Below are 22,651 nucleotides of genomic sequence, written 5' to 3'. Positions count from 1 at the left end.
CCCGGCAAATGCGATGCCGTCATGCCGGCCGCCGAGCATAGTGGCCGAAGGCAGCGATGACGGCATAGCAAGCGGCGGGAAGGAGGAGCGCGAGCCCAAGATGCCCGGTGAGGTCCGCGATTGCACCGGTCGCGAGCGGGACCACGGCACCTCCAAAGATCGCGATATTGATGATCCCTGACCCGTCGGCGGCGCGGGGACCGAGCTTTTCGGAGGCGAGGCTGAAGATCGTCGGGAACATGATCGCGTTCATCAGGCCTATGGCGAGCAGGCTGTAGCCCGACAGAGCGCCGGTCGTGCTGGTGGAGACAAGGATCAGCGCGATCGCGCCGACCGCGACCCAGGCGAGCAGCTTGCCCGGACTGATGACGCGCATCACTGCCGATCCGATGAAACGCCCAACCATCGCGCCGCCCCAATAGAGTCCGATGAGCTTGCCCGCTGCCTGTTCCTGAAGGGCCAGGACGTGCCCCTGCATCAGGTAGCTGACGATCAACGACCCGATCGACACTTCGGCGCCAACATAGAGGAAGATGCAGAGAGCGCCGAAGCCGAAACGCGGACGCCTCAGCAGGTCAAAACCCGCAAGCGCGGCACTCGCCTCATGCCGCTCGCCCTTCAGGCGATCGCGGAACATCCACACGGTCGCCGCCACGACCGCAAGCGCGACCGAAATGCCGAGATAGCCATGCACAATCGCGAGGCTTTCGGAAGTGCGATAGGCGTCGAGCTCGGCGCCCGATAGCTGATCGGCGCTCACCTTTGCCAGACCGCCGAGGATAAGCGTCGACCCTGCGACCGGGAACAGCGTGGTACCCAGCGAGTTGAACGCCTGTGCGAAGGTCAGGCGGCTGTGCGCTGTCTCAGGCTTACCAAGCAGCGAGATCAGCGGATTGGCGACGACCTGCACGATAACCACCCCGCTCGCGAGGACAAACAGCGCAAGCAGGAACAGGCCATAGGTCGCATTCTGCGATGCTGGAATGAACAGGAGACAGCCTACCATCATCGTAAGCAGGCCCGCGACCGCACCGCGCATATAGCCGATCTTCTTGACAAGCTTCGCCCCCGGTATCCCGATGAGCAAATAGGCGGTGAAGAAGCAGAACTGTACGAGCATTGCCTGCGTGTAGTTGAGAGTGAATAGCTCCTTCAGCTTCGGAATAATCACGTCGTTCAGAGACGTGATCCCCCCGAAGATGAAGAACAGCCCCATGACGAACAGCCGCAGCTCCGGTGCGTCGACATAAGCTTCCGTTCTTGCATCCCCGGCGCTGGTTGGGGCGGGCGTATGGGCCATCCTGCTTCTCCAAAATAGTCCTATCGACGATAGGTGATGTCGTTATCGCGATCCGTAGGGTCGGCCATAATCAGGACGCGTATCATTTACCCGCGGCAAGGCGCATGGCGGCGCCGCCGCCGGGCGCGAGCCACAGGGTATAGCTATCACCCTTTTTCACCTTGATACTGTCGTATGCGATGCTGTGCCGCGCTTCGGTCAGATAAGTGGCGCCGTCGCCGTCCTCATAAATCGTCGCGACGTAGGTTCTGCCCGGTTCCAGAAAGTCGAAGCGCAGCGTCAACGTCCGCGCCGTCGCATCGTTGACGCCGCCAACATACCAGTCAGCACTGTTGCGGTCCTTGCGCGCGAAAATAGCATAATCCCCGACCTCGCCCGCGATCAGGTGGCTTTCCGACCAGTCGGCCGGCACTTTCGAGATGAAATCGAGCTCGCGCGGAAACTTCTCCAGCGTTTCGGGGAAATCGGCCGCCATCTGGATCGGCGAATAGATGGCGAGATAGAGGCCGAGCTGCTTCGCCAGCGTCGAAGCCAGCGCCGCATGGTTCGCACCCTCGAGACTGAGGACCCCTGGCGTGAAGTCCATCGGCCCCGACAGCATCCGCGTATAGACGAGCGTCGGTTCGTGATCGGGGCCGTTTGCGAAGGCGCTCCAGGCATTATATTCCATGCCCCGGGCGCCTTCGCGTGCGACCCAGTTGGGATAGGTACGGCGAAGGCCGGTGTCCTTCACCGGCTCGTGCGGATCGACCGCCACATGATATTTGGCGGCGGTCTGGACGACCTTCAGATGATGCTGCACCTGGCGCTGGCCGTCGTGCCACTCCATCGCAACGCTGTCGGCGGTGTCGCCCGGCGCGATTATGCCGCCCGCATCGGCGACATAGCCGGTCTTGACCGTCCCGACGCCGAGCCGGCCGTACAGCTTCATCGCATCGTCGAGCTGCGCCTCGTAAACCTTAATATTCCCGCCGGTTTCATGGTGTCCGATCAGCTGGACATGCTTGGCGCGAGCATAGTCGGTAACCGCCTTCAGGTCGAAATCAGGGGTCGCCTCGGTAAAGCTGAACTCGTCGCCGTGGCCGAACCAGTTGCCGTTCCAGCCTTTGTTCCAGCCCTCGACCAGGACGCCGCCGAAGCCGTGCTTCGCCGCGAAATCGATCGTCGCCTTCGTGCGCTCGGTTGTCGCGCCATGCTTCGGCCCCTCGGCCCAAGTCCAATCGCCGCGGATCATGCCCCACCAGATGCCGACATATTTCATCGGCTTGAACCAGCTGACATCGCCCAGCTTGTTCGGTTCGTTGAGATTGAGCTCGAGGTCGCTTTCGACCAGCCCCGCCGCGCTGCCCGCAATGCGGATCGTGCGCCATGGCGTCGCGAACGGCAGGTCGCGCACGACGCGCGGCCCCTTCGACGAGGGTGCCAGCGTGGCGCGGAATTTCTGCCCTTCGGCGCGCTTCAACCACATCCCCGAATAGTCGACGAGCGCTGCCTCGTGGAACGACAGATGCGTCCCGTCGTCGAGCCGCACGGTCATCGGCGTGTGCGCGGTGGCGACGGCATCGACCGGCGTCTTTTGATAGATCTGCTCGTACCGGTTCCACTCGCCGGCCGCGATCCACCACGCCGTGCCCTTGGGCACCAGGTCGAATTCGGTGATTTCGTCAGCAATCTTCGCGGTCTTGAGCCCCGCCTGTTCGGGGAGTTCGTAGCGGAAGCCGATACCGTCGTCGAACAGGCGGAAGCGGACGTTCATCGCGTGGCCGCCCCAGCTTTCGTTTTGGCGCAGGCGAACGAGCAGTTCGTTGTGGTGGTCGCGCACGAAGCGGCGTTCGCCCCAAGGCTGCTCCCAGCGGCCGTCAGCGCTCGCGCGCTCGATGCCCTCGATCGCGAAGCCGCGCTGGAGGCCGATCCCGTCGGTGAGCAGGAAGCCGAGCTTCGACGGCGCGAACAGCAATTGCCCCTTGCGCGACAGCGACCAGGTCGGCCGCTGATCGTTGTCGGTCGCGACGGTCAGCACCAGGCTACCGTCGGGCGAGGTTGCGGTGACCGACGCTGGCGCCTCCTGCGCGAAAGCGGGCGACGCGGCGAGAAGCGCGAGCGGGGCAAGGCGAAGCATGGACATCAATGTTCGATCCGGATCCAGAGGGCACCGCAAGGCGGCAGGGTGTCGGCGTCGGCGCCATTGAGCGCCACGATCGGCATTCCGCCGCGATGCTGCGCGGCAATGTCGATCGCCTCTCCGCCGAGGTTGAAGAGGCAGCGGATCGTTTCGCCTTCGGTCACGCGGTCGAAGACCAGCAGGTCGCCCTCGGCCACCCAGCCGCCGTCGCGGCCGTGACGGAGCGCGGGATGCGCTGCCCGCAGCGCGACGAGCCGCCGCGTCAGGTTGAGCAGCGACGCGGGGTCGCTATCCTGCCGGTCCACCGCGAGGCCGGCGTGCGCGTCGCCCAGCGGCAGCCACGGACTGGCGGACGAAAATCCGGCATGCGCCGCATCCCCCGCCCACGGCAACGGCGTCCGCGCGCCGTCGCGCGACAAGGTCAGCGGCCAGTTCTTCAGCGCTTCGGGATCCTTGACCATCTCGAACGGGATATCGACCTGATCGAGCCCCAGTTCCTCGCCATTATAGATGATGATGTTGCCGCGCAGCGCACACAGCAGCGCCATCTTCATGCGCGAATAGGCGGCGGCATCGACGCCGGCGGGCGTCCAGCGCGACACCGCGCGCGGCGCGTCGTGGTTTTCGAAGGCCCAGCTCGGCCAGCCGATACCCGGCGCGTCGGGCCATTGCTCGGCAGCTTCGCGAACGAGCTTCGGCGTCAGCCGGTCGGCGTAGAGGAAGTCGAAACCATAGGCGCTGTTCAGGCGCCGGTCGCCCGCGGTGAACAGCTTCATCTCGCGCACCGCATCGTCGCCGCCAACCTCGGCGACGGTGAAGCTGCCGCCATATTCGTCGGTTAGCGCGCGAATGCGTTCGAGGAACAGCGGAATGTCGGGATGCGACTGGTTGTGGATTTTCAGCTGAAAATCGAACGGCCGGGTGCGGACCTTGTTCGACGGCGGCGCCGGAGGATTGTCGCGCAATTCGGGATCGTGCATCGCAAAATTGATCGCGTCGATGCGGAACCCGTCGACGCCGCGGTCGAGCCAGAAGCGGACCACGTCCAGCAACGCATCCTGCACCGCGCGATTGTGGACGTTGAGCTGCGGCTGGGTCCCGAGGAAATTGTGCATATAATATTGGCCGCGCCGCGCGTCCCACGTCCATGCCGGACCGCCGAACACCGACTGCCAATTAGTCGGCGGCGAGCCGTCGGGCTTCGCATCGGCCCAGACATACCAGTCGGCCATCGCATTATCCCTGCTCGCGCGACTGGTCGCGAACCAGTCGTGCCGGTCCGACGTGTGTGCAAAGACAAGGTCGGTCGTCACCTTCAGACCCAGCGCGTGCGCGCGCGCGACGAGCGCATCGAAATCGTCGAGCGTCCCGAAGATCGGATCGACGCCGTAATAATCGGCAATGTCGTATCCGAAATCGTCCATTGGCGAGGGATAGAAGGGCGACAGCCAGATTGCATCGACACCCAGCGAGGCGACATAATCGAGCCGCGCGGTGATGCCGGCCAGATCGCCGATCCCGTCGCCGTTTGAATCGGCAAAGCTGCGCGGATAAATCTGGTAGATCGCCGCGCCCTTCCACCACGGCAGGTCGGCGTCGGCGACGGCGTGCGGTTGTTTGGCAAGGCTATGGTTCGTCGTCACGCGTCGTTTTTCCGCTTATTCGTTGGCCTGGCATATGGCGGTGCCGAAGGCGGGGAGAGTGAGGGACAGGCTGCCCGGTGCGGCGGCGTGCGCCGGGCAGTCGCCAAGGAGCGACGTAAAGGCCGCGCTTTTCATGTCGATGGCAATATTGGCCGAGACGGGCGTTGCAGACGTATTGAACGCCAGTAGCACTTCGCGGCCGGAGTCCGGATCGAACCGCGAGACCGCGAGCAAGCCGGGCTTTTCCGAAATGGCGCGCAGCTTCGTCGTCCCGTGCAGCAGCGCGGGCGTCTTGCGGCGGATCGCCGAAAGCGCCGCGATCTCGCGGTAGAGCGGATGCGCCGGGTCGAAATTGGCCGACGCGGTGGTCGCATCGGTGCCGATCAGGTCGTTGTCGTTATAGACGTCGACCATCGAGGCGAACATGTCCTCGCGCGCGAGCTGGTCACCCCCGTCGGACACGAAGCCCTGCTCGTCGCCATAATAGATCGTCGGGACACCGCGCAGCGTCAGCAGCATGGCATGGCCCAGCATCACGCGCTTCAGCAGGTCGTCGGCGCTCGCACCGGGGTTTGCCTGCTTCACGAACATCGCGAAGCGGCCCATGTCGTGGTTGCCGAGAAAGGTCGGGAGCTGCAGCGCCGCGGCCGGCCCGCCCTTGTACACCACATCGCCATCGAACAGCCGTTCGAACACGGCGGTTCCGGTTGTTCCGCCGACCGCATCGATCACCGCGCGCGCAAAGCTGAAGTCGAGCACCGCTGGCAATCCGGCGACGCGCGTGTGGCGCGCCAGCGATCCGGGGTCGACCGCGTCGTTATAGACTTCCCCGAAGATGTGGAAATTCGGAATCCCCCGCGCTTTCGCCCGCGCCAGCATCGCCGGCACGAAGGCCTGCCAGAATTCTGGGTTCACATGCTTCGCGGTGTCGATGCGGAATCCGTCGATCCCGAACGCGTCGATCCAGCAGCCATAGATGTCGATGAAGCCCTGCACGACCTTCGGATTCTCGGTCGCGAGATCGTCTAGCCCTGCAAAATCGCCATAGAGCGCAGACTCGCCGACCCAGTCGCTGTTTCCGCGATTATGATAATAGATCGGGTCGTTCAGCCACGCCGGCACCTTGGCCTTTTCCTCACCCTTCGGCACGACGGGCGTATAGGCGAACGATGGATCGGTCAGCTTCGCCCAGTTTTCGGGCGAGCGATCACCGTCGCCGGCGAAACCCCGATTGATCGCCGCGCCGCCGGCACCGCCGCGCCGTGAAAAGGGATAATCGGCAAGGCTGCGATAGCGGTACCCCGTCCCGTCGCCTTCGGTGTAGCGAATGACGTCGGCGGTGTGATTGGTGATGATGTCCATATAGACCTTCATCCCGCGCGCGTGCGCCGCGTCGATGAAAGCCCGGAATTCGTCATTGGTCCCGAAGTGCGGATCGACACGCGTGAAATCGGTCACCCAATAGCCGTGATAACCAGCGCTCTCGTCGCCCTTGGGTCCTTGCACCGGCTTGTTCTTGAAAATAGGGGCGAACCAGATCGCGGTGGCGCCCATCCCCTGGATATAATCGAGCCGCTTGGTCAGCCCGGCAAGATCGCCGCCGTGATAGAAGCCCTTGGCCGACGGATCGTAACCGGTTGCGAGCCGGTCGCCCGTCAGCCCGCCGCGATCGTTGCGCGGGTCGCCATTCTCGAACCGGTCGGGCAGCACGAAATAAATCACTTCGTCGGTCGCGGGACGCGCGCGGACGTCGGCGAGGCCGGCCTGCGCCAGCACCGGAAGCGGCGCCAGCATCAACGCAAGCGTTGCGAGCCCGCGGATCATGCCGCCACCGCCGCGCGCGAGGTTGCCGCAAGGAAATCGTCATAGCTCGCCATTTGCGCGACCTCCGCTTCGACCATCGCCGCAACGCCGGCCATATAGCGCGCAAGGTCGTCGGCGCCGATCCCCTCGGCGAGCGGATGCCACGCGCGCGGCGCAACCCCCTGCCCCACCAGCACTTGCAGCCAGCCCGATTCGGTGAACAGCTCCTCATGCTCGCGAAAGATGAGCCCCTGGGCGCGGAACAGTTCGATCTTCGCCGCGAGCGTGTCGGGAACCGGCATCTCTGTCCGATCGCGCCAATAGGCGGTGTCGCGGCGTTCGGTCGCCTTGAAATGCAGGATGATGAAGTCGCGGATACGCTCCCACTCGAAGTCGCTCTGCCGGTTGAACTCGGCGGCGACGGCGGGGTCGGTAGCACCCGATGGCAACATCTTGAGCAGCCGCGATATGCCGGCCTGCACCAGATGGATGCTCGTCGATTCGAGCGGCTCCATGAAGCCGCTGGCCAGGCCAAGCGCGACGACATTGCGGTTCCACATCCGGCGCCGCTTGCCGCTGACGAAGCGCAGCCGGTTCGGTTCCGCCTGCGCGGGTCCGTCGAGATTGGCAAGCAGGGTCGCGACGGCCTCGTCGTCCGATACATGGTCCGAACAATAGACATAACCGTTGCCGATCCGGTGCTGCAGCGGGATACGCCACTGCCAACCCGCGTCGCGCGTCGTCGCGCCGGTCCACGGCAGCTGCGGCGTGGCGCCGTGCGCGCACGGCACCGCCACCGCGCGATTGTTGAGAAGCCAGTGCGACCAGTCCTCATATCCGGTTTCGAGCGCGCCCTCGATCAGCAGGCCCCGAAAGCCCGAACAGTCGATGAAGAAGTCGCCCTCGACAGACCGCCCGTCATCGAGTGCGACGCCGGTGACATCGCCGGTCTCGCCATTCAGACGGACATCGACAACTTTTCCCTCGATCCGCTCGACACCGCTCGCTTCAGCGCGGCGGCGTAGAAAGGCAGCGTAGAGCGCGGCGTCGAAATGGAATGCATAGGGCATCTCGAGCAGATGCGGCGACGTGCGAGGCGCGTCGCGCTGCATCCGCCGCGCGTACGCGGCCCGCTCGTTGAGCGAATAATGGTCGAGCGTTTCGGCTACCCCGGCCGCCCGCGCGCGCAACCAGTATTGATGGAACTCAAGCAGGCCGAGCCCGCGCCCGACCGCACCGAAGGCGTGCATGTAGCGATGACCGGGCCGCGTCCAGCCGTTGAATTCGATGCCGAGCTTGATCGTGCCCTGCGTCGCGGCAAGAAACTCATCCTCGTCGATTCCGAGCGCGTCGTTGAACAGACGGATCTGCGGGATCGTCGCTTCGCCGACGCCAACGGTGCCGATCTCGTCCGATTCGACGAGCGACATCGACCAGCCCGCCGGCAAAAAGCGGCGCAAGCAGGCGGCCGCCATCCAGCCTGCCGTGCCTCCGCCGATGATAACTAGCCGCATGGGGGACATAAGATCAGCCTCTGCCCTGTAGCGCAACAAGAGGACGGGGGCGGCGCGACCCGGCCGCCCCCGTCAGGGAGGGTTCAGAATTTGAACGAAGCGCCCGCTAGGTAGCGGCTGCCATAGACCTGATAGTCGATCACCGCCCGGCTATCGCGCGGATCGTCGGTGACGAAGGGCTCGTTCGTCAGATTCTGACCCTGAATGAAGAGCGACAGCCCCTCGAGCGCGCTGCCCGGCTGGAAGTCATAGCCGATTTGGGCATCGACGATCGTCTCGGCGCGGGCGCGGCGACGGACACGATTGCCGCCGAAGCCCGACAGCTCGCCGATGAAGCTCGACCGGTAGCGCGCGCTGACGCGAGCGTTGAAGCCCCATTTCTCGAAATAGGCGGTGCCGTTGGCGACCCATTTCGAATAGCCGGGAATATCCTGGGCCGGCGCACCCGGTGTCGGCTGGATCTTGGTCTTCGTATAGGACGCACCGCCCGTCACGCCGAAACCGTCGAGCGCCGATACCAGCTCACCAAGGGGCAAGGTACCCGCCAGTTCGACGCCGTAAAGCTTGCCGCCCTTGCCGTTGATCGGGACGTTCGCGGTGCCCAGATAGTTCACGATGATCGGATTGCCGTTCACGTCGAGGCCCGGATCCTGGATCGGATAGCCGGTGAAATCGAAAGCGACGTCCTGATTGTAGATATAGCTCTTCAGATCCTTGTAGAAGAGCTGCACGGCCAGATAACCCTTCGACCCGAAATATTTCTCGAACGTCAGGTCGGCGGCATTGGCGCGCCACGGACGCAGGTCCGGGTTGCCCGCGTCGCCGCGGACGACGGCGCACTGGCGGCCGACGGGGCAGACGCCGCTGCCGACGTCGCCGATCGTCGTGCCATATTTCAGCGACGCGCGCATGTCGTCGAGGCGCGGGCGGATGATCTCGCGCGCCAGGCTGAAGCGGACCACGAAATCGCTGGCCGTACGCAGCGACAGGTTCAGGCTGGGCAGCACATCGACATAGTCGGTGCTCGCACGCTGCGGGATGCCCTGGATGTTCGGCGAACCATTCGCATTCTGGCCGATATAGGCGGCGCTCGCACCGTTCGAGTTCTGGTCGGTGAAAATCGCCTGCACGCCGACATTCCCGGTCAGCACCGACGAGCCCATTTCCTGGTCGATGTTGGCCTGGAGATAGGTGGTCATCAGCTTTTCGGACACGTCGTAGGATTTGACCACGACGTCGCCATAGGGATTGGCGACCAGCTGATAGATGCCGGCCGCGAGCAGGTCGCGCGGGTCGTAGCTGACGACGGGGCCCAGCCCGAGGTAGGACAGGTTGGTCGTGCCGAGGCGATATTGTTCGGGGATCGGCACGCTGGTCAGGCCGTCGGTGTTGGCGACGAGACCGACAAAGGCTTCGTCGGGAACCAGGCTCTTGCTGCGATCGGTATAGTTCACGCCGAACTGCACCGATTTCAGGAAGCCGTCGAGCTCGCGTTCGACTTCGACGCGATATTGCCAGAGCTCGTCCTTGATGATGCGGTTGTTGTAATAGCCGTCCTGGCCGCCGCGGATGCTCGTACCGTCGACACCGGTCTGGTCGCCGCCCCAGCCGAGCGGGCTGGTGAGCTGGATCAGATCATAGTCGCCATAGTTCAGGCCGGGGCTGAACACGGTGCCGTTGCGGTCGCTGCTGAAGCCGATCGTGTCGGTCGCGCCGACGCCCGCGCCGCGCCCGGTGCCGGCATTGCTTTCGAGGATCAGTTCGTTGCGGTCGGTATTCGACAGGCTGATATCAGCGGTGACGTTCCAGCCGTCGTCGCCTTCCCAGCGGTTGTTCCAGCCGAAGCTGTAGAGCTTTGCCTGCCGTTCGAAGACGTCGTTGCGCACGACCCCCTCGACATTGGTGAAGGTGCCCGACCGCGCGAAGACATATTGGCCGCTGCTGTCGACGTCGGTGACATTGACCCCGGCGCCGCCGAAGGCGAGGGGCAGCTCGATGCCGCGCTTGATCTGGTCGTCCTTGAAGTCCGAATAAAAGGCATCGATCGTCGAGGTGAAATTGGGGCTCGGCCGCCACTGCACCGTGCCCTGCAGGCCAAGCCGCGTCAGCTGGGTCGAGGTCGCGTAGCTTTTCGACCCGCCGATGACCACCGGGTTCGCCGCGGTACCGTCGCCGGCATAGCCCCACGCGTTGAATTCCTGGATCTGATAGGGTTCGTCGACATAGCTTGCCGACAATGCGATCCCCAGCGTGTCGTTCGCGAACTGGTCGACGTACACCCCGTTGACGCGGTAGCCATATTTCTTCGACCCGGCGTTCAGCTTGCCGATTTCGGCCCAGCTGCCCCGCCCGCCGACCGAGATGACGCGCTTGCCATAGTCGAGCGGACGGATCGTGCGCAGATCGACGGTACCCGAAAGCCCCTGCCCGACGATTGACGCCATCGGAGTCTTGTAGACGAGCACCTGGTTGATGACTTCGCTGGGATACTGGTCATATTCGACCGCACGGTTGTCGCCGGTCGAGGTCTGTTCGCGGCCGTTGAGCAGCGTGGTCGAGAAGTCGGGCGCGAAACCGCGGATCGAGATCGCGTTCGAACGGCCCGATACGCGCTGCGATGTCAGGCCCGGCAGGCGCGCGATCGATTCGGCGATCGAGGCGTCGGGCAGCTTGCCGATGTCCTCGGCCGAAATCGATTCGACCACCTGGTCGCGGTTCTTCTTGGCATTGACTGCGCTTTGCAGGCTGGCGCTGAAGCCGGTGACCACGATCTCGCCCTCGCCGCTGGAATCGTCCGCAGACGAAGCGCCGGTATCCTGTGCCAAGGCGACGCTCGGCGCGAAGACAATCGAGGCGAGGCCAAGTGCGAGGGCACTGGCGCCGCGGCGAAGGCTTTTGTTGTTTGTCATCTATGCTCCCCTGGCTTCGACGGGATCGCGCGCCCAGCATCAAGGGAAGCGGCTGCCAGCCGCGACTATCCTCTCCGATGCGTGGGATGATCCCATCTTTCGCCCTCGCAATTGAGGCCAATCGGCTGCGAGGGCCATAGGGTATACGTATACGCATAATATGCGCATTCCCGACGTGTCGCCCAAATGCCACAGCGGCTGTTCGAAGCGCGATGGGACTTGTAAAATCTTGGCAGGACCGCGGTCGCCGGTTACTTTGTACGCGCCGAGCGACCAACGATAAGGGCGCCGCGACCGGGAGAACAGCATGGGCCGACCACCCTCCGTCAAGCCGACGAGTTTCGACATCGCCTATCTTGCCGGCGTCTCGCAGCCGACGGTCTCGCGCGCATTGCGCGGCAGCAAATCGGTCAGCGCTGCGACCCGGGCCAATATCGAACGCATCGCACGCGAACTGAATTACATGGTCGACAAGAATGCGTCGAGCCTGCGCTCGCAACGCACCCACACGCTCGCGCTGCTCTTCTTTGAAGATCCGACGCCCGACGAATCGATGATCAACCCCTTCTTCCTGTCGATGCTGGGATCCATCACCCGCGAATGCGCGCTGCGCGGATATGACTTGCTCATCAGTTTTCAGCAGATGCACAACGACTGGCACGTCGCCTATCAGGACAGCCACCGGTCGGACGGAATCATCCTGCTCGGCTATGGCGACTATCAGCTGTATCTCAGCAAGCTCGAGCATCTGGTCGAGATGGGCACTAATTTCGTTCGCTGGGGCTCGGTGTCGAGCGAGGGGATCGGGTTGACGGTCGGGTCGGACAATGTCGGCGCGGGCGAACAGGCGGGAGCACACTTGGTGGAAATAGGCCGCCGGGCGATCGCTTTCCTCGGCGATGCGTCGGACCATGCGCCCGAATTTCAGGACCGCTACACCGGTCTGTGCCGGGCGCTTCGTGCCGCCGACATCGTGCCAGATGCCGCGCTTCAACGCGACGCCATATCCTCGGAGGCATCGGGCTATGCCGCGGCGCAGTCGTTGCTCGCTGGCAGAAAGCGATTCGACGCGATCTTCGCGGCGAGCGACCTGATCGCGATCGGCGCAATGCGCGCACTCTCCGAAGCAGGGCTGAAACTCCCGCAAGATGTCGCGATCATCGGCTTCGACGACATTCCCGCCGCTGGCCTGACCTCACCGACGCTCACGACGGTCATGCAGGACATGAAGGGCGCAGGGACGCTCCTTGTCGATGCTCTTCTCGCCAGCATCGACGGGCGACCGGTCGAGCAACGCATGTTGCCCGCCCGGTTGATCAGGCGACAAAGCACAGCAGTTTAGTCAACGTATTCGTATACGTGGTTGCCGCGCGCTTGCCCCGCACGCCGCCCGCTGCAACACGTCTTGCCGACAACAGCCGTCAGCGGCCATGGGAGAGAGATGATGGAAAAGCCGCGGCAGGGCTTCGCCGGCATGTGGAACGTCAGTTTCGGCTTTTTCGGCATCCAGATTGGTTTCGCGCTGCAAAATGCGAACATGAGTCGCATTTTCCAATCGTTGGGCGAGGATATCGAGAAATTGCCCGGACTGTGGGTCGCGGCACCGCTGACCGGGTTGCTCGTCCAGCCGATCATCGGCCACATGAGCGACCGTACCTGGCTCGGCCGCCTTGGTCGGCGGCGCCCCTATTTCCTTGCCGGCGCCCTGCTCGCGACGATCGCGCTGTTCCTCATGCCCGAAAGCCCGTCCATCTGGTTTGCGGCAATGATGCTGTGGGTTCTCGACGCATCGCTCAACATTTCGATGGAGCCCTTCCGGGCGTTCGTCGGCGATATGCTGCGCAAGGATCAGCACAGCATCGGTTATGCGGTGCAGACCGCCTTCATCGGTGCCGGCGCGGTCGTCGGCTCGTCGTTCCCGGCGCTGATGGAGGCGGCAGGCGTCGCCAATGTCGCGCCACCGGGGCAGATTCCCGATACGGTTCGCTATGCCTTCTGGTTTGGCGGACTAGCCCTGTTTCTTGCAGTTTTGTGGACCGTCGTTTCGACCAGCGAATATACCCCTGCGCAGATGGCTGCGTTCGAACCCGCGAATGCAGACGATGCTCCGGCCGGGCGCGCGCTGGCGTCGCGCAGCCACATCGGCAACTTTGGCTGGATTGCCGCCGGGCTGGCAGTCATCTTGATTCAGGTCGAATTTGCGCTGCTGCGCGAGGTGCTGCTGCTCGGCACGCTGTTGATCGGTTATGGCCTGGCCAGCATGATTGCCATCGCGCTCGCGCGCCGCGGCTATGAAAAGAACATGCTGTCAAGCATCGTCGGCGACTTTGCGGGAATGCCGCCGCTCATGAAGCGGCTCGCGGCGGTACAGTTCTTCAGCTGGTCGGCGCTGTTCATCATGTGGATCAATACCACGCCGATCGTCGCGCAATATCATTTCGGCACGACCGACGCGGCCAGTGCGGTTTATCAGGCGGCGGGCAACTGGGTCGGCGAGCTGTTCGCGATCTATAACGGTGTCGCGGCCATTGCCGCACTGACGCTGCTGCCGTGGTTGTCGCGCCATCTGGGACAGGCGCGGACGCACATGGTGGGGCTGGCCTGCGGCGCGATCGGTTTTGCGAGTTTCTTTTTGCTGCGAAATCCGACGCAGCTGATCTTCAGCGAGATTTTCATCGGTATCTTCTGGGCCTCGGTCCTTGCCATGCCCTATGCGATCCTTGCGTCGAGCCTGCCACAGGCAAAGCTTGGCATCTACATGGGTCTCTTCAACATATTCGTCGTCATCCCGCAGCTTCTGGTCGCGACCGTCATGGGGTCGATCATGCAAGCGTTTTTTCCCGGCAAGCCGATCTATACGATGGCCTTTGCGGCGCTCGCCCTGATGATGGCGCTCGCCGCCATGGCGCGTGTCGACACGGCGTCGATCACCCAATAACCTCCGCTCTGCTGCGGGTCGCGGCCGAATGTTCCGGCCCTCATCAGGCTTTTTGGGAAGGCAGGTGGTGGTAGTGACGTGATTACGTGGACAGCCTCTGCACTAGCGTATCCGTGCAACGATGCGGCCGTTGTCCTCTATGTTTCTCGAACTGCCCCGCGGCCGGGTGATAGGCTGCCGTGACGAAGGCAAGAAACCGCCGCCACCTTTCTCGCTTAACGCCCCACCGCGCGCTTGACGAAGCGCCGGACGCGTGGCCCGTCATCGCCTACGGAGAATGAGCGCAGCTCGGCCCAGTTCCCGGCATCCGCCTTGGTGCGGCGCTGATTGTGCCGGACATACTCCACCCATGTCGCAACAAAAAACTGCTCGACCCAGATTTCGGGGTTCGCAAGATCCTGTACCAGCTCCCAGTCGCGCGCTCCATCCCGCAGCCGGACACGGCGGCGTTCCGCGATAGCTCGCAGGAACCGCGCCTCGCATGCTGGCGAGACCCGATATTCGATCGCGATGAGGATCGGACCGGTTCGCGCTGTGGCCGGGATCGCCATGCGCGGCTCGCGCCAGCTGTCGAGTGGATCGAGACCCGCGCCTCGGTCTCCCGAAGCGGGCGATAATGTCCGCCGGCGAGACACGCCAAGATTACGAGGCCGACCGCGACCAGCGAAGTTTCTATGCTCGCGCGCTCCGCGATCCAGCCGAACAACCAGCTGCCCACGGTCATGCCGCCAAACGCCATCGTCTGGTAAATCGCAAGCGCGCGCGCCACGACCCAACGGGGAGCTGCAAGCTGCACCGTTACATTGAAGGTCGAGAGCGTCACGAGCCACCCTGCCCCGACGACGAAGATAGCGGCGCAGCTCAAAAGCAATGCCTCACTGACCGCGAAAACAATCGTGCCCATGCCAACCGCGAACGTGGCGCTCGTCACCGATGCCTCCGCGCTATAACGCCGTCTAGCCGAGGGAGGAACGCTTGCGCCGACGACTGCGCCGCCCCCGAGCGCTCCCAGCAACAGGCCATAAGCCCAGGGGCTTCCGGCAAAATTCTTTGCCGCAATCGGCAGAAGCGCGGGGATTGCAGCGGCGCCAACTCCGAAGAATGCAGCGCGGGCCATCAATCCGCTCAGCGCGGGCGACATTAGCACGTAGCGTATCCCTGCACGCATCGCCGATCCGATCGGCTCCCTCAGCAGCAAACGCTCGACGCGAGGCGGACGCCAACGGATCAGCACGGCGATCAGCCCCATATAGGATAGGGCATTGATCAGAAATGCAGCGGCGACGCCCCAGGCCGCGATGATCGCACCCCCAACCGCGGGCCCGAAGCTTCGCGCCATGTTGAAACCCATGCTGTTGTACGCGACGACGGCGGGAAGCTCGGAGCGAGGTACCATGTCGCTGACGGATGCTTGCCAAGCGGGAGAGTTGAGCGCGGTGCCGCAGCCGATAGCGAAGGTGAAAAGCAGCAAGATCGAGGGGGTGAGTCCGCCTTCCCACGCAACAAGCGCAAGCAACAGCGACGTCGCCAGCATGAACAGCTGGGCCACGATCAATATGATCCTGCGGTCGAGGTTATCCGCCACCGCCCCGGACCACAGCGACAGAAGGACGAGCGGCAGAGTCGTCGATGATTGCACAAGCGCAATCAGGACCGGCGACGCCGTCAAGATCGTCATCATCCACGCTGCCGCGACGAGCTGGATGAGAGCCCCGAAATTCGAGACGAGACTTGCAATCCAGACCGCGCGAAAAATCGGGATTGCCATCGGCGAGGACGTCCGTTCCGGCAGCGCCAAGTCGTTCGCATCGATCGACGGCGGCGCAGTGCCGCCAGGCACGCTTTCGTATGTGGCAGCGCGATGTCGAACACACTTTGGCGGAATTTTTCTGATGAGTGAGATATCCAAAGCCGTAAGCGTGTATCAGGCGGTTTTCCGCAAGGAGCCGCGCCCACAAACGCTACACATTCTGCAGAGCATGGAGCTGGCTTTCGGGCTTCAGGAAGATGAGCTGCTGACCCATTTGGTGGTGAGCCAGCTCAGAATTGCCGATCGCTTCGAATCCTTGTTCGAGAAACGGCTCAGCGACGAGGATGTACATAATTTAAAAATTGGTCACCATGTCAAAGACCTTGAAGAAGTCGTCGCTAATATAAAAAAGCTGACGTTCGACTTCAAAGTCGAGCGTGAGAGACTTAAACAACGGCCAGCGTGGTCGGTTTATCCATCAACGGATCCACTGGGTATGGTGAACAGAACCCCGTCATTCCCGGTGCTTCGTTATCTGGCCGGTGCATTTCCGAACCAGAATGGGGACTACGAGCGCGACGAGCGCATCCGTGCTGCTCGATGGAGCATCATCTTCATGTTGGAGCTCGCGATTGCGCTCGTGCTGACGCCGTTCCTGATGTGGTGGTGGATCCATGGGTGACTGCGTTAGGACAGCCGCGCGAATTCTGGGTGAGCACGAAATGCGGGATACCCGCGAGCAGCTGAATCCGCAGCCTTGGAGGCTTTATACCATTAGCGCAGTCCAGACTGCGCTGATCATCGGCCTGTTCATTTGGCGATGATACTGATTGCCCGCCTTGTCGCCGTGAAAAACCGTGCGCCCCAAGCCTCGGCGCATGTCGATCTGCCACCCTCAAAAAATTAACGGCGCGGTCATGTGTCATTGGAGCCTAACGCAATGAAAATGTGGTATAGACATGAGGGCAGGAGCAAAGCGTCCAAGCTCGCACTTGAAATACTTGAATATGTGGATGAGCATTTGAGGGGTTTCGAGTGGCGTCCCCGAATTACATCGATCGGTATAAGGGCAGACTGCGGTGACATTTATGACTTCGAGGTCGAGCTTGAATTCTCCCCGGGCGCATTTGTCGTTGTTCGATATGGCGATTGCGACGACACAGAACGAGGAGGGATATGCACCGACAGCGATGCGATCGGTCAGGCTATATTCGCCGTGTTTGAGGACTTTCGCAACAGAGGGATAAGTGCACTCTCCGCGATGCTTTATGACGCCCGCCATGAGGCACTGAAGACGCTTTCGACTTGGTCAGGAGGCGCAACGCATGCCGAACTGGTAAAACCGCGGCTGTTGAGAGACGAGTGGTGCGGAAGACAAGAATACCTATCAGATTTAGAATTTCGAGTGCTTGATAATAAACTCAGCCCTTCTGAACTCAATATTGTTGCAGACCATCCAAGTTTGCTGAACGCGAAGCTCAAAACGCACAGAGAACTTATGGACTTAAGATTCGCCAGGAAAACCGAACTGGCGCGCCAAGGAGCGGACGGGTCGATTGACCAAATCGCAATCAATGCTATCGCGCAGCGATGTGATATCGCTGACGGAATAAGGTGGGTCGCCAATCGGACTGTGGAAGCACGTCATCCTGATTTGTACTTGTATGTCCGAGACGGACACATTGGCTGCGAAGGTTACGACGCGCAAATTTCCAATTTTCACTGGAATGGTAGCTCGCTCACGTTGTGGAATTGCACCCTTCCCGAGATCGCGATCAGCCAATTGGCGGGTCAGCCGATAACCCGCTTGATCGAGCATCCCATATTGTCCCGCGACATGATCATCACTGAAGCCAGTTTGGCAAAAATTGGCGAGCGACAAGCCATCAAGGTAAATTTCGACCAGCCGAAGCGGCTATTTTGCAAAGCGTCTGGTCGTTCATGGTGAACATTTAGATCGAAGGTTCCTGCATACAGCTTAGCACTACCCCACCACGATCGCTGCTTTGCCTGGTGATATGCTTGCCGGTTCAGCCTTGTTCTGGACAGCCTCGTTACCGGTAGATTCCTCCAGTCCGCAAAAAGCTGCAATGTCCTACGCGAATACGAAGTCTCCGTTACCACCCGAACACGCCCAATTGGCCGTCGGCTCGACGACATGATAGACCACGCTCAACGGCCAGCTTGCATCTTCCCAGCGACCAGCGATCACCGAGCTAGGCCGTCCGCTCCGACGATGATCGACAACAAATGGCTTGTCAGCGCAGACGCGCCCTTTCAATAGGCGATTTCACCCCAATCATCCCAACGGTGCACCCGTTCGGCGAGCCAGGCGAAAAGGTCGTCACGCGATTTTGCATCGGCGAAGGACTGCGACCACGCGATATTGCGCGTCGGCATCCGCGCGCCAACCTTAAGTCCGGTCAACGTCACCAGGTAACGCCTTCCCAGATTTTCGCGCGCGAACAGATGGCGACGAAATCCAACCTGCTGTTCAAAGTTGATCAGCGCCCGCTCCCGTGCCTCGGCGTCGGGCCCCGCGCTCGCACTTACCGCGGCAACAACCGCCGCCATTGGCAAGTGCTCGAATTCCGGCTCGCGCGTGGCCTGCAGCATCATGAGGACCGATCTGCCCAATGCGCTCAGCCCCCCACCAAAGAGGTCCCTCCCCGCCGATGTCTCGACCATGCCAATGCTGGCGAGCCAGCACAGATAGAATCGCCAGAACATCATGTCCCCGCCGAAAACATCGTGGTTGCTCTCCGTGCCAAACCAGCGCGCATTGATCGCGGTCATGACCCTCAGCATCAGTTCATGCTGTTCGGGTGCGAAGTGGACCGGCGGGAATCCAAGTTCTCCCTCCCAGAAGGCGTCCCTGACGCTCGCCCAATTTCGCCCAGAGGCATCCTCGTAGCCGCGCGGATTGGCTCGAAGCCACCAGCCCCACGGGAGTTCGCGGACGTGACGCTCAAAGTCAGCCACGGCCACCCCCGCGACGAGGGTCGAGGCCGAGCGGCGGCGGCGCGCCATCGCGCGCGGGCGCCGCGTCTCCTTCAGCGATTGCTCGCAGCTGAGCTGCGAGGGCGACCGTTTCTCTGACAACATATGCGTCGTCGCGATATATCCGTCCAAGCTCCGAGGACTTCGATCCGGAGGAATTCGGCCTGGCGTTCGGAATAAGATCGAAGGCATGATCGCAACTGAAGCCGAACCACCACGCTTGCGAATCTTCGACCCGGTGGTCGGTTGCGTGTTCTACCGGATGGTAGACCGCCGGTCGTAATGTCACGTGACAGATGCGGCGCGCCTCGACGGCTATGTCCTTCACCACCCGCTCAGCTGGGGCCTTCGGCGCCGATTTTTTTCAAGGAGGATTTGGGCTTCATCTTCGTTCCTTCGTCACTACGACGAAGCCCAAATCCTCCTTAAATCACAACCTCAAAACTGTGCCATTGGCGCTGACGGCGGACAGTTAGTTGACCTTCCCTCCATCGACGATGAAGGGCGGGGGGGGGGGGGCACGCATCACGAAACCAATTTTTGCACTCAGATGGCGCGGTAGCGCCTCCATCAATTTCCACGCATCGACCTCTGACGTCGGAGGAAACATCAAATAAACAGAATCTTTGTCATCTCGTTCGATTTTTGTCGGCGCATGCCCCGTCGCTGCCAAGTGGGCGACCGCTTCCACTTCATTCTCAGGCATCACTGCAAATCTGATAGGGATGTTCATTGCCATCAATCATATCTGGCATCGGCGTCGAATGACTACAACCGGTCGCGAGCTGTCATCGTCGCCCCATCGGTTTCGAGCGTCCGCTTCTTCAGGCTGGCCGGCTGAAAGCCGCCAGGCCGAAGCTGGCCAGCTTCGCACGGCATTCGGATCAAATAACGGGCGGCAGTGGCCCGGCAGACGTCAAATACAACGAAAGCATCGTTAGCCCGCGCCGCAGGCCCGACGCGTCAATCGCTCCGCCAAGCGATACACGCAAGGCTGGCGCGCGCATGTCGCGGGCTGAGAAGCTGGGGGCGCATCGACGCCCGCGGCGTGCGGCCGCTTCGCCACCGGTTTATCGAGGAGGCGGTCGGTCGGGATGACAGCCGCATCCCATCGAGGCTAGGGGCGATGGGCGAATCGGTTCGTACCCGGCCGAACATAGCCTCATCCTTGTTGCCTAAGTGCAAATGCGGTTTCTAACCGGAAACTCCAAGCACCACGAAGAGCAAAGCCGCGGCAAAACTGGCGAGCGACGCGAACGCCACCGGCGCAGCAGCCCTCCAGCCGAGGTCAAGTAGGAGGTCGGTGCGCGATCGCATCGCGGTTGCCGTCACGGCGAGCAGCAGCAGCGCCTTTGAAGCGGCTAGGGACGTTGTCGCCATCGCGGTGGGAAAGGACAGCGCGCTGTTGGCAGCAACGACGCCAAGGAAAAGCGTGATGAACCACGGCACTGACAAGCGCCGCCGTAGCGGTCGCGTGGTGTCGCCAGCCGCGGGACCGATCCAGAGCGACGCGAGCAGCACAGCCGGAGCCAACATGGTCACGCGCGCAAGTTTCACGATGGTGGCATAAGCACCTGCTGCATTGGAAAAATCATATGCTCCGCCGATGGCCTGGCCGACGTCATGGATCGAGGCGCCAATCAGATAGCCTGCCTGGGCATCGGTGAGTCCAAGCTGCGCAGCGATGACGGGGTAGAGCGACATCGCAAGCGCGCTCGCCATCGACACGCCAACGAGAGTTAGCGCGAATTGCGCTTGCCCCAGCCGGCTCTTGCCGATGACACCGTAGAGCGCCAGCGCGGCGCTGGCGCCGCAAATCGCAGTCGCGCCGCCCGCCAGAAGACCGGCGTAGCGCGATTGGCCGGTGAGGCGCGCGCCGATCAGGCCGGCCGTCAACGCGATGGCCATGATCGCTAAAAGGGCGCCAAAGGGTTCAATGCCGAGCGCTACGATCTGGGCGGTGCTGACCTGAAATCCCAACAGGATGATGCCGATCCGCAGGAATTGCTGTGATGCTAGATCAAGTCCCCTATGTGTGCGCGGGTCGCGCGCCGCAAAGTTGAGCGACAGACCGATCATAAGTCCGAGGAGAATGACGGGCGCGCCATAATGATCGGACAGCCAAGCTGCGGCACCCGACGCGGCCGCGCTGATAACGAGGCCGGGAAAATAGTCGCGGATGGTTCGCGCCGGCGCCGAATGCGACCTTTCTGCAAGCTGAAGCTCGCCGAATAAGTCGCCGCCAAATGGTTCGGGAAAGGAAGAGGGGGCATCGCCCATCGTGACGCGATCCACGTGTATGTCCTACGGTGTCATATTTTCCTTTCCTTATCGGCAGTGAGCGTTAGGTTGCAAGGCGAAACATCTCGAAAAGAGGGAAGGGAGAGTGGATATGACGACCGAAGCTGCGCATGGGGAACGGTCAACGCGTATCGCCATCATGTTGGTGACCCTTCTCTTTCTGGGTAACGCTCTCAACTATGTCGATCGACAGGTTCTCGCCCTGCTAAAACCCACATTGGAAGCCGAGTTCGGATGGAGCGACTCGGACTATGCCCATCTGGGGTCGACCTTTCAGATTGCAGCGGCCGCGGCGCTGCTTGGTGTCGGCTGGTTCGTCGACCGGCTTGGCGTCCGCTGGGCCTACGCGATCGCAATTTCGGTCTGGAGCCTTGCGGGAATGGCGCACGCGCTTGCGCAGTCTGTACAGCAGTTCGTGGCGGCGCGCGTCGTTCTTGCGGTAGGCGAGTCGGTCAGCACGCCGGCAGGTATCAAGACAGCGGCGACCTATCTGCCTGTGCGCCAGCGCAATATGGCGATCGGCCTGATTAATACCGCACCCAATATCGGCGCGATCGTCACACCGCTCCTCATCCCGCCGCTCGCGCTCGCTTTTGGCTGGAAAGCCGCCTTCATCCTGACCGGCGCGCTCGGTCTCGTGTGGCTCGTCTTCTGGCTTCCCGCGATGCGCAAGGTGCGGCCGCTCGGCGATCTTCCTGAACGCGCGAAAGTCGCTTGGCGCCCCCTGCTTCGCGACCGCCGCACCTGGGCCGTGGTCGGGGCCAAATTCTGCACCGATTGCGTGTGGTGGTTCGTCCTGTTCTGGATGCCCGATTTCTTCAGTCGCGTGTTTGGCATGAGCCAAGGGGAACTCGGCCTGCCGATCGCTATTGTTTTCACGCTTGCCGCGCTGGGCGCGGTGACGTCGGGCGCACTCTATCCGATCTTGCTTGCGCGCGGCTATTCGGTCAATCGCGCGCGCAAAATGTCGATGTTCATCTTTGCACTCGCGGTCTTGGCGATGCCGCTCGCCCTGTACACCGCCAATCCATGGATCGCTGCGGTGTGCGTCGGCACCGGCTTGTTCGCGCACCAAGGCTTTTCGACCAACATCTTTGGCATGACCGCCGACATCATCCCGCCGCTGCGCGTTGCGACCGTGATTGCCCTGGGCGCCGTCGCGGGCAATTTGTCGGGTACCGCGATCATCGAATTTGCCGGCTGGTCGCTCGGCAACGGACTTGGTTATGGACCCCTCTTCGCGATTTGCAGCATCGCCTATCTGTGCGCGCTCGGCGTGGTCCATCTGATCGTGCCACGGCTCGAACTGGCCGATAACAAGGCGTGAGCACCGGGCTCGAGCGAGGCCGTCCCCCAGTCTTGGTAATCTGC

14 protein-coding genes and 1 pseudogene are annotated in these 22,651 nt (G+C 62.3%); 5 read left to right on the top strand and 10 right to left on the bottom strand.

Translation table 11 applies throughout. From position 1 onward, the window contains the following. Positions 1 to 19: 19 nt before the first annotated feature. The 6 genes from EBMC1_RS12290 to EBMC1_RS12265 all read right to left on the bottom strand — a co-directional run bounded on the left by EBMC1_RS12290 (position 20) and on the right by EBMC1_RS12265 (position 11,291). Positions 20 to 1,300, bottom strand: a complete 1,281-nt coding sequence (locus EBMC1_RS12290) for a sugar MFS transporter (protein WP_003047094.1) — start codon at positions 1,298 to 1,300, stop codon at positions 20 to 22. An 82-nt stretch (positions 1,301 to 1,382) separates the two neighbouring features. Then, on the bottom strand, positions 1,383 to 3,425 hold the full coding sequence (locus EBMC1_RS12285; RefSeq protein WP_003047091.1) for a glycoside hydrolase family 97 protein: 2,043 nt from the start codon (positions 3,423 to 3,425) through the stop codon (positions 1,383 to 1,385). Beyond that, on the bottom strand, positions 3,425 to 5,065 hold the full coding sequence (locus EBMC1_RS12280) for an alpha-amylase family glycosyl hydrolase (RefSeq protein WP_003047089.1): 1,641 nt from the start codon (positions 5,063 to 5,065) through the stop codon (positions 3,425 to 3,427). Before EBMC1_RS12280 ends, EBMC1_RS12285 begins: the two co-directional genes overlap by 1 nt. Before the next feature lie 15 nt (positions 5,066 to 5,080). Continuing rightward, complete coding sequence (locus EBMC1_RS12275) at positions 5,081 to 6,889, bottom strand: alpha-amylase family glycosyl hydrolase (protein ID WP_003047087.1); 1,809 nt, start codon at positions 6,887 to 6,889, stop codon at positions 5,081 to 5,083. Further along, a complete protein-coding gene (locus tag EBMC1_RS12270) occupies positions 6,886 to 8,391 on the bottom strand; it encodes a tryptophan halogenase family protein (protein WP_040590228.1) in 1,506 nt (501 codons plus the stop codon). Before EBMC1_RS12270 ends, EBMC1_RS12275 begins: the two co-directional genes overlap by 4 nt. A 74-nt stretch (positions 8,392 to 8,465) precedes the next feature. After that, positions 8,466 to 11,291, bottom strand: a complete 2,826-nt coding sequence (locus EBMC1_RS12265) for a TonB-dependent receptor (RefSeq protein WP_003047082.1) — start codon at positions 11,289 to 11,291, stop codon at positions 8,466 to 8,468. Between the two features lie 307 nt (positions 11,292 to 11,598). Between EBMC1_RS12265 and EBMC1_RS12260 the strand changes: the two genes are divergently transcribed. Together EBMC1_RS12260 and EBMC1_RS12255 are read left to right on the top strand one after the other, a co-directional pair. Further along, positions 11,599 to 12,633 (top strand): LacI family DNA-binding transcriptional regulator, encoded by a 1,035-nt coding sequence (locus EBMC1_RS12260; RefSeq protein WP_003047081.1) that lies wholly within the window; start codon positions 11,599 to 11,601, stop codon positions 12,631 to 12,633. 102 nt (positions 12,634 to 12,735) lie between these two features. After that, entirely contained in the window at positions 12,736 to 14,229 is a 1,494-nt protein-coding gene (locus EBMC1_RS12255; RefSeq protein WP_003047075.1) for an MFS transporter, read from the top strand. Positions 14,230 to 14,444: 215 nt separating this feature from the next. On the opposite strand, the pseudogene EBMC1_RS12250 reads toward EBMC1_RS12255, so the two are convergent. Continuing rightward, positions 14,445 to 15,997 (bottom strand): annotated as a pseudogene (locus EBMC1_RS12250) (MFS transporter). Positions 15,998 to 16,121: 124 nt separating this feature from the next. Here EBMC1_RS12250 and EBMC1_RS12245 point away from each other — a divergent pair. Together EBMC1_RS12245 and EBMC1_RS12240 are read left to right on the top strand one after the other, a co-directional pair. After that, positions 16,122 to 16,661, top strand: coding sequence for a hypothetical protein (locus EBMC1_RS12245; protein WP_003047064.1), 540 nt, complete (start codon positions 16,122 to 16,124; stop codon positions 16,659 to 16,661). Between the two features lie 258 nt (positions 16,662 to 16,919). Then, complete coding sequence (locus tag EBMC1_RS12240; RefSeq protein ID WP_003047061.1) at positions 16,920 to 17,927, top strand: hypothetical protein; 1,008 nt, start codon at positions 16,920 to 16,922, stop codon at positions 17,925 to 17,927. A gap of 329 nt (positions 17,928 to 18,256) precedes the next feature. Here the strand turns inward: EBMC1_RS12240 and EBMC1_RS12235 are convergent, their stop codons facing one another. The 3 genes from EBMC1_RS12235 to EBMC1_RS12225 form a co-directional block, all read right to left on the bottom strand. Next, positions 18,257 to 19,111 carry a hypothetical protein gene (locus EBMC1_RS12235; protein WP_003047058.1) on the bottom strand — a complete coding sequence of 285 codons (855 nt, stop codon included), beginning with the start codon at positions 19,109 to 19,111 and terminating at the stop codon, positions 18,257 to 18,259. A gap of 340 nt (positions 19,112 to 19,451) precedes the next feature. After that, the gene (locus EBMC1_RS18425; RefSeq protein WP_156001194.1) at positions 19,452 to 19,718 is read right to left on the bottom strand and encodes a hypothetical protein; all 267 of its coding nucleotides are present in this window, start codon (positions 19,716 to 19,718) and stop codon (positions 19,452 to 19,454) included. Between the two features lie 455 nt (positions 19,719 to 20,173). Continuing rightward, positions 20,174 to 21,259: a YeiH family protein gene (locus EBMC1_RS12225; RefSeq protein ID WP_003047056.1), complete on the bottom strand. Its 1,086-nt coding sequence runs from the start codon at positions 21,257 to 21,259 to the stop codon at positions 20,174 to 20,176. A 112-nt stretch (positions 21,260 to 21,371) separates the two neighbouring features. Here EBMC1_RS12225 and EBMC1_RS12220 point away from each other — a divergent pair, with 112 nt between their 5' ends. After that, entirely contained in the window at positions 21,372 to 22,607 is a 1,236-nt protein-coding gene (locus tag EBMC1_RS12220; protein WP_003047053.1) for an MFS transporter, read from the top strand. The last annotated feature ends 44 nt before the right edge of the window (positions 22,608 to 22,651 follow it).

This window comes from Sphingopyxis sp. MC1 (genome assembly GCF_000371385.1).
GTDB classification, from domain to species: domain Bacteria; phylum Pseudomonadota; class Alphaproteobacteria; order Sphingomonadales; family Sphingomonadaceae; genus Sphingopyxis; species Sphingopyxis terrae.
Note: the sequence above shows the minus strand (reverse complement) of the source record. Positions and strands in the feature narration are given on the sequence as shown.